3 protein-coding genes are annotated in these 3,480 nt (G+C 45.7%); 1 reads left to right on the top strand and 2 read right to left on the bottom strand.

Annotated features, from left to right (window positions below):
* Positions 1-221 precede the first annotated feature (221 nt).
* The gene (locus tag ACLTD4_RS33415) at positions 222-1,907 is read right to left on the bottom strand and encodes an ABC transporter substrate-binding protein (RefSeq protein WP_117634675.1); all 1,686 of its coding nucleotides are present in this window, start codon (positions 1,905-1,907) and stop codon (positions 222-224) included.
* A gap of 187 nt (positions 1,908-2,094) precedes the next feature.
* Between ACLTD4_RS33415 and ACLTD4_RS33410 the strand changes: the two genes are divergently transcribed.
* Positions 2,095-2,991 (top strand): LysR family transcriptional regulator, encoded by an 897-nt coding sequence (locus ACLTD4_RS33410; protein WP_117634673.1) that lies wholly within the window; start codon positions 2,095-2,097, stop codon positions 2,989-2,991.
* Positions 2,992-3,173: 182 nt separating this feature from the next.
* Here ACLTD4_RS33410 and ACLTD4_RS33405 read toward each other — a convergent pair.
* Positions 3,174-3,480 (bottom strand): thioredoxin family protein (locus ACLTD4_RS33405; protein WP_412331957.1); only part of this gene is annotated, 307 nt, incomplete at its 5' end.

Below are 3,480 nucleotides of genomic sequence, written 5' to 3'. Positions count from 1 at the left end.
AGCTGGACCCTTTTCGCCTCCAGTTCCGCCGGAGATGCTTCCGATCCCATCAGAATCGTTACCGGATCACCTGGAACAAAATACATAATTGAAAAAATCAGAATTGCCGCACCAACGATTACAAATAACGTCATCACGAGACGTTTTAATATATATTTTCCCATACGCTCCACCATTTCTATTTCTGATTATTTCCGCGGCAGCGGGCCTGCGGCTTTTGACTATTCAGTATAGGTACAGGCACCTGGCATAATCGCGTTCTTGTAGCTCAGTACTACTTCACTGCAGCTCTTCGGAATAATCAGGTTATTATAATAATTGATCAAGCCATGTCCATATGCCATATCAATAATATAGTCGTGAGCGGCCTGTACTGTTTCATCCGTGTGGGTGCTTAAGAGACGGGCTGCGTCGATGCGTTTCTGAAGTTCATCATCGTAAGCAAAATTGATCGTTCCTCCCCACGTAAAATAAGTCTGTGAGAAACAGTTTTTCCAGCAGGTCGTCACATAGTTTGACGCTGCCTTCGAAATAATTAAGAGGTCCCAGGCGGTTGGATCTTTCTGATACGTGCTGAGCAGAGAAGACTCCACCGAGTTAATATCCACCTTGACTCCAATCTGTTCTAATAAAGCCTGAATCAGAACTGCGGTATCGCTCATGGCATCCGTTGCTTCACACATCAAAGACAGCGTTACTTCACCTTCTTTATAGCCCGAAGCGGCCATATGCTCTTTTGCCTTTTCAAGATTGAAACTATAGTAATTGTCCTCATTTGCCCACTCCTCTGCATAATCAGGGCATTTTGGTCTGGCCACATCGTGTGTCACGATTCCATTGCCGTTATAAACGCTTTGCAGAATCATGTTTGCATCAATCGCGTAATAAATTGCCTTTCGCAGATCTACATTGCTGGTGAGCTTGTCCTCACTGCAGTTACAGAAGATCTGGCTTACCAGATTGTCCGGCACCTGATATACCCAGAAATCACCGGCTTTCGCTCCACCTTCCTGGAAGGATGGTAAATCATCGGTTCTGACCGCCCAGCTCATATCGATCGATCCGTTTTCCAGAGCTGTCGTCATCTGAGACGATTCGGTAATAATGTAATAATTGATCTTATCCACATTTGCACGGTCACGCGGATTGATTAACGACTCATCCGTCTGCCAGTAGCTGTCCGTTTTTTCCAGTGTCAGAATATACCCGCTCACATAATCGGTGACTTTATAAGGACTGGTACTGACCGGAGTGGCAGCCATTCCATCCGGACTGGCTTCATAGGCCGCCTCTGTTACGACGTAAAAGGTCTCAAATAAGGTTTCCAGATCATATACGTAAAGTGTCGTGTTAAAATTAAACTGAACCGTATAGTCATCGATTACTTCCACATTCTCGATATAGGAAAGTCCGTAGATATTCCCTATCTCTACACATTTTTCAAAAGAAAATTTCACATCTGACGCCGTCATGTGGTTTCCCGCCGAATCATAAATATAGTCATAAATGTGAACAGTCATATAGGATTCATCTTCCGCAAGTTCATAATCTTTCATCAACACACCATGGATTTCACCATCAATGCAGTGCGCCAGATTTTCATAGATGCAGTCGCTGGTTGCCGTGCGGCCCGTATTATTAGGTCCCCATGGAGACAGATCTCCGGGATCCGCCTCGATTCCCACATTAATAACCTCACGTTTGACAGCGGTCTTATTCTCGCTGTCCTTCTGATTGACGACAGGTCCCTCAGCCACCGCCTCATTTGTCACCGCCGCCGTCGTCGTTGCTGCTGTCTCCCCCGTTGTTTTTGCGGATCCGCATCCGGCCACCCCGGCCACGGTTAAACTCACTGCGCACAGCACCGACAGCCCTTTCTTCCACGTTTCTTTCAATTCCCTTCTCATAAAAATACCTCCTCCTTCATTGATTTCTTTCCTTTATTTTGGAACAATTGGATAATATATCCATCTGTTTTCCCCCTTCGTTGTAACTATTATACAGCACCAAATTTTGACATTCAAATCCGTTTATGGTATAATCATTTCCAATATGGAATAGATGTCTGGCATTACTTTTCGATGAGGAAGTGGAATGAATACTACATACTTTAAAGATTTTTTGACCATAGCCGAATGCGGCAGCTATGAAAAAGCGGCGGAAGAACTTTATACTACCCAGTCCACCCTGACTAAGCATATTCAAAAACTGGAAGCGGAATTGGGGACGATTTTGTTTGACCGCACGTCCAGAAGTGTACGGTTAAACGAATGCGGAAGACTTCTTCTGCCCTATGCCCAGCAGACGCTGCAGATCGAACGGGAATATCAGATGGCCTTAAGCTCCTATACCAGGGAAACGCAGTACACGATCTCGATCGGCTCTGTAACCAATATTGTGGCTTACCGGATTTCGGATATCTTCGTGAAATTCCAGCGGAAGTATCCCAATTACCATCTCGATGTGGACGGGGGAAGCCCCTATACGGTTTATCAGAACCTGATAAACGGGCAGTATGATTTCGCGTTTCTGCGCTATACGGATAAAACAGATATCAGAAATATTGTAACAGTCCCCTTCACCACAGACCGCCTGGCTATTGCCTGCTCGAAGAGTCACCCGCTGGCTTCAAGGACTACCGTTCAGATGAAGGAATTGGAGAAAGAAAATATTCTTATGTTTAAAGAACATACTTTTATGTATGATTTCATCAATGATGCCTGCACCGCCTCCGGTTTTAAACCGAATATCAGCTTCAGCGTCCACCGGACGGAGAACCTGGTCGAACTGGCCTCCCATAACATGGGAATATGCTTTTTAATGAAAAAACCGGCGCTGACCTTTGATAATCCCAATATCTCTGTTATCGATCTTGAACCGGCTTATATGTGTAATGTTGATTTGTGTTATTTGAAAGGGAAAAAGCTGTCGACAGCTGCGCAGAACTTTATTACGTTTACGAAGCAGTTTAAGAAAAGTATCTCTGATTGATTTGATATCGTATTCACAGAACAGAAAGTCCGTCAAGTGGGGCACGCGGTCCCCCGGAGGGTTTTTGTTTCATAGGACGAACTTTCCCTTAAACTAAAAACAGGCCGCTGCAAAAACAGACTTCCATCTGTCTCTGCAGCGGCCATAAATACCGCCATTTCTTGATTTACCGCACGCCAGGCTTACCGAATCCCCGCCTCAAGCGCCTCTTCTGTAATCCCTTCTGTCAGCACTCCCGTAAGCTTTCCGTCTTTTATAAATGCCACTGCCGGTGCTCCGCTGATGCCCAGACGGCTGGCGATGCCTGTAGACTTATAGATATCCGCCTTCGTCACCTTCACGCTGCCCGCATGCTTTTCTTCAAATGCCTCGATGACAGGAAGCAGCTCACGGCTGGCCGTCTCCACGGCATTCCAGATGTAAACCACACCCGGTACGGTCGGGTCCATTATCTGTTTTTCGAATGCTTCGCTCTCAGCCAGGTATTTC

It is taken from the genome of Hungatella sp. (genome assembly GCF_046966825.1).
Note: the sequence above shows the minus strand (reverse complement) of the source record. Positions and strands in the feature narration are given on the sequence as shown.

What these genes read in the sequence shown, in the direction of transcription:
- ACLTD4_RS33415 (WP_117634675.1), bottom strand. Translation starts at nt 1,907, where the DNA reads ATGAGAAGGGAATTGAAAGAAACGTGGAAGAAAGGGCTGTCGGTGCTG.
- ACLTD4_RS33410 (WP_117634673.1), top strand. Translation starts at nt 2,095, where the DNA reads ATGAATACTACATACTTTAAAGATTTTTTGACCATAGCCGAATGCGGC.